7 protein-coding genes are annotated in these 6216 nt (G+C 49.0%); all 7 read right to left on the bottom strand.

Annotation, left to right across the window (positions count from 1 at the left end; all coding sequences use genetic code 11):
• Nucleotides 1-367 precede the first annotated feature (367 nt).
• Nucleotides 368-748, bottom strand: a complete 381-nt coding sequence (rplQ, locus tag ACYQ2E_RS11050) for a 50S ribosomal protein L17 (RefSeq protein ID WP_460018119.1) — start codon at nucleotides 746-748, stop codon at nucleotides 368-370.
• 15 nt (nucleotides 749-763) lie between these two features.
• On the bottom strand, nucleotides 764-1696 hold the full coding sequence (locus ACYQ2E_RS11055; protein ID WP_460018120.1) for a DNA-directed RNA polymerase subunit alpha: 933 nt from the start codon (nucleotides 1694-1696) through the stop codon (nucleotides 764-766).
• Nucleotides 1697-1749: 53 nt separating this feature from the next.
• A complete protein-coding gene (gene rpsK / locus ACYQ2E_RS11060) occupies nucleotides 1750-2133 on the bottom strand; it encodes a 30S ribosomal protein S11 (protein WP_460018121.1) in 384 nt (127 codons plus the stop codon).
• Between the two features lie 16 nt (nucleotides 2134-2149).
• Nucleotides 2150-2515 carry a 30S ribosomal protein S13 gene (gene rpsM / locus ACYQ2E_RS11065; protein ID WP_460018122.1) on the bottom strand — a complete coding sequence of 122 codons (366 nt, stop codon included), beginning with the start codon at nucleotides 2513-2515 and terminating at the stop codon, nucleotides 2150-2152.
• A gap of 18 nt (nucleotides 2516-2533) precedes the next feature.
• Nucleotides 2534-2650, bottom strand: a complete 117-nt coding sequence (gene rpmJ / locus ACYQ2E_RS11070) for a 50S ribosomal protein L36 (protein ID WP_460018123.1) — start codon at nucleotides 2648-2650, stop codon at nucleotides 2534-2536.
• Between the two features lie 31 nt (nucleotides 2651-2681).
• Nucleotides 2682-2903, bottom strand: a complete 222-nt coding sequence (gene infA / locus ACYQ2E_RS11075) for a translation initiation factor IF-1 (RefSeq protein ID WP_460018124.1) — start codon at nucleotides 2901-2903, stop codon at nucleotides 2682-2684.
• A 202-nt stretch (nucleotides 2904-3105) separates the two neighbouring features.
• The coding region (locus tag ACYQ2E_RS11080) for an LPXTG cell wall anchor domain-containing protein (RefSeq protein WP_460018125.1) at nucleotides 3106-6216 on the bottom strand (3111 nt) is incomplete at its 5' end.

A 6216-nucleotide genomic window follows, 5' to 3' on the forward strand; every position in this document is an offset into this window, starting at 1 on the left:
CATGGCCTTGTCAAGAATAAACTTTGTTTTCGAAACTTTCCTGCTGCCTCACAATTCCCGCCTTGCGGCGGTTCCCTCAGACAACTTTTATAGTATAGCAAACTCCCACACCATTTGTCAAAAATTAAGTTGCGATTTTATACAAAGTTTGAAAAACGTCCGAAAACTCTTTGAAAATTTGCTGAAAATAAAAAAATCTTATTCAGACTTTTTGTATTTTATGTGATAAATGAGTGTGTTATCCGGGGCAAATGCCCCGGATTCACGAGCTAGACTAAGCAATGCTACTCAGGTAAACACTCTGTTTACCCAACTCAAGCACACCGCCAACATCATTACACTCAAATTTAACGGCTTCTTGATTAGATTAAACTAATTCAATGATGGCCATTGGCGCTGCGTCACCGCGGCGTGGTTCTGTCTTCAGAATACGTGTGTAGCCGCCGTTGCGTCCTTCATAACGTTTTGCAATGTCATTGAAGAGTTTCTGCAGAGCTGTCGGGAATACTTCTTTTTCTTCGTTGAAGTCTTTCACGGCAATTTCTTTGCGGACAAAGGCTGCGGCCTGACGACGGGCAGCAAGGTCACCCTTTTTGCCAAGCGTAATCATTTTTTCAACTGTGCGGCGAACTTCTTTGGCGCGCGCTTCTGTTGTCACAATTGACTCATTGATAATCAGGTCTGTGGTCAAGTCGCGAAGCATGGCTTTACGTTGTGCTGATTTACGTCCTAGTTTACGATAGGTCATTTCTTTCCTCCTATTTTATTTTCGGATGTCAATTCCAAGGCTTTTTAATTTGTCGATGACTTCTTCAAATGATTTTTTGCCGAGGTTTTTGATTTTTTGAATTTCTACGATGTTCATGTCGGATAAATCTGAGATAGCATTGATTCCTGCACGCTTCAAGCTGTTGTAGGCACGAACTGAGAAATCAAGTTCTTCGATGGTTTTATCCATCACATGATTTGTCGTCGGTTTTGCCGAGGCGGACATGTTGCTGGTTGCTTTCGCACTTTCTGACAAGTCTACGAACAGGCCCAAATGGTCTGTCAGAATCTTGGCAGCATGGCTCAAGGCTTCTTCTGGTGCAACTGTACCGTTTGTCGAGATTTCAAGCGTCAATTTGTCGTAGTTATCTTTGTCGCCGACACGGGCTGGTTCAACTTGATAATTGACCTTGGTCACTGGTGAATAGAGTGAATCAACGGCAATTGTACCTACAGGTTGAGTTTCCGACTTATTTTCGTCTGCGAGTACGTAGCCACGGCCTTTATTCACAGTCATCACGGCATGGAAAGTATGACCTTTCGCCAATGTGAAGAGGTAGTGATCTTTATTAACAATCTCAACTTCGCTGTCTGTCAGGATATCTCCGGCTTTTACTTCGGCTGGTCCTGTGACATCCAATTCAATCTGTTTTTCATCGTTCGAAAATGATTGAATCGCAAGTCCTTTAACGGCAAGTACAATTTGAACGACGTCTTCACGTACGCCTGGGATTGTAGCAAATTCATGTTGAACACCTTCGATAGAAATTCCCGTCACTGCGGCGCCTGTCAAGCTTGACAAAAGGACACGGCGGAGAGAGTTTCCAAGTGTTGTTCCATATCCACGTTCAAGTGGTTCGATGACAAACTTGCCGAATGTCGGCTCATCATCAATTTTTTCAATTTTTGGTGTTTCAAATTCAATCATGTATTTTTTCCCCTTTAATATAGTAGCAAATGTTCAATTACTATGGGTTTAGGTTATACACGACGACGTTTTGGAGGGCGTGCACCATTATGTGGAACTGGGGTAACATCACTGATAGCAGTAACGTTCAAACCTGCGGCTGCAAGAGCGCGAATGGCAGACTCACGACCAGGGCCAGGGCCTTTGACTGAAACTGAAACTGTCTTCAAGCCTTGTTCTTGTGCGGCTTTAGCAGCGGCTTCAGATGCCATTTGGGCGGCGAATGGAGTCGATTTCTTTGAACCTTTAAATCCAAGTGCGCCGGCGGATGACCATGCAAGTGCATTGCCAACTGTATCTGTAATCATCACAATTGTGTTGTTGAAAGTTGAATGAATGTGTGCAACACCAGATTCGACGTTCTTCTTTACACGACGTTTACGAGTAGGTTTTGGCATTTTTTCTCCTTTCTAATTATTTCTTCTTGCCTGCAATTGCTTTAGCAGGGCCTTTGCGTGTACGTGCGTTGTTCTTGGTGTTCTGTCCGCGAACAGGAAGACCGCGACGATGGCGCATGCCGCGATAGCTGCCGATTTCCATCAAACGTTTGATGTTCAGGCTGACTTCACGACGCAGGTCGCCTTCTAGCTTCAAGCCGTCAAGTTCACGACGAATCGCATCTTCTTGATCTGTTGTCAAATCTTTGGTGCGGATGTCTTCAGAAACTCCGGCTTGTGCAAGTACTTTTTGTGCGGTTGTAGGACCAACACCATAAACATATGTTAATGAAATAACAATACGTTTTTCGTTTGGAACATCAACTCCAGCAAAACGAGCCATTTAGTTCTCCTTTCTTTTTTATCCCTGACGTTGTTTGTGTTTTGGATTTACAGGGCAAATTACCATAACACGTCCATGCCGACGAATAACTTTACAGTCATCGCACATCGGTTTTACAGATGGTCTAACTTTCATTGTTTCCCTCCTTGTTTGCGATATTTGCGGGTTATTTGATAAAGCGATAAGTTATGCGCCCGCGTGTTAAATCATACGGACTCATCTCCACTTGTACGCGATCACCTGTCAAAATACGAATGTAATTCTTGCGCATTTTACCTGAAATCGTGGCCAGGATTTGATGGCCGTTTTCGAGCTCAACTGTGAACATCGCGTTCGGCATTGTATCTACCACGCGACCTTCTATTTCAATAACATCATCTTTTGCCAAAGATTGGCACCTCCTCAAATTTCCCGAAAGACGCCAAAAAAGCGCCTAAAAGTCGGACTTGTTTATTTTAGCATTTTATTTTGTTCTTGTAAAGGATTAGGCTTACAAAACACAACAAAAAATACGCCCCCTGCAGCATTTGCCGCAGAGAGCGTATGATAACTTATGTGTCAAAATGGGTAGAACTTAGAAACTCATCTTATCAGTTTTCTTTTTTCTTGCGACGTAGGGCAGCTAGGCTAGCAGCTCCTGCAAGGAGTGCGGAACCAGCGAGTATCGCCGTAGTTTCACCATTTGACTCGCCTGTGTTTGGTAAAATGGTTGTTTTACCGGTTGAAGTCGTTGTTTTTTTAGTGGCTAGACTGGTGGTCGTGGTCGCACTTACACCGCTGTCTTTTCCGTTAATCCACCAGTTGCCGTTTGCACCGATGTATGGTGTTGAACCGTTTGTGCCGTTCTTGCCATCTATTCCAGCTGTGCCTGTTGAGCTAATTCCTGAATCAACGTATGAGTTGCTCTTTGAATCCCAGACGTACCAGTTGTTATTGCTGCCGACAACTGGGGAATGTCCGTCTGATCCAATCGCACTTATGCCTGTATCTATCCCGTTAATCCACCAGTTGCCGTTTGAGCCGATGTATGGTGTTGAGCCGTTTATGCCGTCTTTACCATCTCTTCCAGCTGTACCTGTTGAGCTAAATCCTGAATCAACGTATGAATTGCTCTTTGAATCCCAGACGTACCAGTGATCATTGCTGCCGACGATAGGGGAATGTCCGTCTGCACCTGCAGCACCTATACCTGTATCTATACCATTAATCCACCAATTGCCGTTCGAGCCGATGTATGGTGTTGAACCGTTTATACCGTTCGTGCCGTCTTTACCGTCTGCGCCGTCTTTGCCATCTTTACCGTCTGCACCTGCAGCTCCAGTCGCGCCTGTAGCTCCAGTGGCCCCGGTTGAGCCGGTTGAACCAGTAGGACCAGTCGCACCGGTTGAACCAGTAGGACCAGTCGCGCCATTAACAGGTGATACTGTCACTGTTTGTGTCGCAGTAATCGTCTTGGAGGTATTCGTAGTTGGGTCGGTATAAACATAGCCATAAACGACTTGGTAGGTACCTGGTTTTGTTGTGTCTACGCTGCTGGAGACAATGTAACGGTAACCGCCGTCGGATAGATAATCCTCATCCTCAACGACCGCATCACCTGCATTAGGGGTGAAACTGTCACCAATAGACAAATTCACGTTCGCCGGTGCTGTAATTGTTGGTGCTACATAATCGTCTTGGTTGTCAGGGATTGTAATTTCACCTGCCTGAGTACCACCGGAGGCCCCCTCTGGCGAATTAGCGCCGAGAGGGTCACCGATGCAGAAGCCGCCGGTCAATGTTTGACCTGCATAAGCTGTTCCATCAAATGTGATTGGAATTGCGAAAGTAGGGGCTGTTCCTGTTGAATCAAGCGTGACTGTTACTTGGCCTTGAGCAATCAAGACACCGTTAGCATAAAGATAGCCTTTTACAACTTGGCTGCCGGTTACAATGTTACCGGAACCGTCTTTTACACCAGACAATGCTACAATCTCATTCACGGTTTGATTGTTATCAGCATTCACTGGTTGTCCATTGCTTGAGAGGTAGCCGGAAGCATAGATGGCTGTCCATTGTTCATCGTCAGGTGTGGAGGTTGCACCGGTCGCGCCTGTATTGCCTTGAGGACCCGTTGCACCTGTGGCACCTGTGGCACCGGTCGCGCCGGTGGCTCCGATAGAGCTGTAGCCGCTGTCAACGTAGGATTTAGTGGATTCATCCCAGACATACCAGTGGCCATTTTTACCGACGATTGGGGAACGGCCGTTTGTGCCGTCATTACCGTCTTGTCCGTCTGCTCCGGTCGCGCCTGTGGCACCTGTTGCGCCGGTTGCGCCTGTGGCAGAGAAGCCAGTATTGGTATAAACGTCTTCATTCGGATCGTAAATCCACCAGTTGCCGTCAGGACCAATCAGAGCACTGTTGCCGTCTAAGCCTTTGTTACCGTCTTTACCATTTTCGCCAGTCGCACCTGTGGCACCCGTTGCGCCTGTGGCGCCTTGAGAACTGATATGAGTGTTGTTTTCGCCAAGCCACCAGTTGCCGTCAGGGCCGATGTGCGGCGTTAAGCCGTCAACACCGTTTGCTCCTGTTGCACCAGTAGCTCCGGTAGCTCCAGTGGCACCCGTTGCGCCGGTCGCACCAACAGCGCCGATACCAGTATCTACATTGCCGATGAACCAATGGCCGTTGTCGCCGATAGTTGGAGATTGGCCATCAGCCCCTGTGGCACCGGTCGCGCCTGTGGCACCTTGAGCGTGAACACCTGTATCTCTTCCGTTAATCCACCAGTTGCCGTTTACTCCAACGTAAGGTGTTTGACCATCACGGCCGTCTGCACCTGCGGCACCTGTGGCTCCTGTCGCGCCGGTCGCACCTGTGGCAGGAATACCTGTGTCGCGTGTGCCGACCCACCAGTTACCGTTGTCGCCGATTTGCGGAGTGATACCTTCTGCGGCCACGCCTGTGTCTGCATCACCGATGAACCAATTACCATTGTTGCCAATGCTTGGCGTTATACCATCTTTACCATCTGCACCTGCGGCACCTGTAGCACCGGTCGCGCCATCTTGACCGCGGGCTGGTATGCCTGTGTCTTCATAGGCGTTTTGAGCGGCATCCCATGTCCACCAGTTGCCATCAATTCCGATATATGGTGTATGGCCGTCAGCGCCGGTTGCGCCTGTGGCACCTGTGGCGCCGGTCGCGCCGTCTTTACCGCGAGCAGGTATACCTGTGTCTGTTGTTCCAATCCACCAGTTGCCGTTGTCGCCGATTTGCGGAGTCACGCCTTCGTTACCAGTCGCTCCGGTTGCGCCGGTCGCGCCTGTGGCTCCAGTCGCGCCTGTCGCACCGGTTGAACCTGTGGCACCTGTGGCGCCGGTGGCGCCCGTTGCACCTTGAGCACGGACACCTGTGTCAACACCGTTGACGAACCAGTTGCCGTTAGGGCCGATGTATGGTGTTTCACCGTCTTTGCCGGCTTGGCCTGTTGCGCCCGTCGCGCCTGTAGCACCTGTGGCGCCTGTGGCAGGAATACCTGTGTCTGTTGTGCCTATCCACCAGTTGCCGTTGTCGCCTACCTGCGGTGTTGTACCATCTTTACCGTTGGCTCCTGTCGCGCCTGTGGCGCCGGTCGAACCTGTGGCTCCTGTTGCGCCGGTCGCGCCTTGAATACCTTGAGCTCCGGTTGAGCCCGTTGCGCCGGTCGCTCCTGTGGC

Source organism: Lactovum odontotermitis, from assembly GCF_054658595.1.

Bases quoted from the DNA above. Each gene is read 5' to 3' on its own strand.
- rpsM (WP_460018122.1), bottom strand. From the start codon at position 2,515: ATGGCTCGTTTTGCTGGAGTTGATGTTCCAAACGAAAAACGTATTGTT.
- rpmJ (WP_460018123.1), bottom strand. From the start codon at position 2,650: ATGAAAGTTAGACCATCTGTAAAACCGATGTGCGATGACTGTAAAGTT.
- rplQ (WP_460018119.1), bottom strand. From the start codon at position 748: ATGACCTATCGTAAACTAGGACGTAAATCAGCACAACGTAAAGCCATG.
- rpsK (WP_460018121.1), bottom strand. From the start codon at position 2,133: ATGCCAAAACCTACTCGTAAACGTCGTGTAAAGAAGAACGTCGAATCT.
- ACYQ2E_RS11055 (WP_460018120.1), bottom strand. From the start codon at position 1,696: ATGATTGAATTTGAAACACCAAAAATTGAAAAAATTGATGATGAGCCG.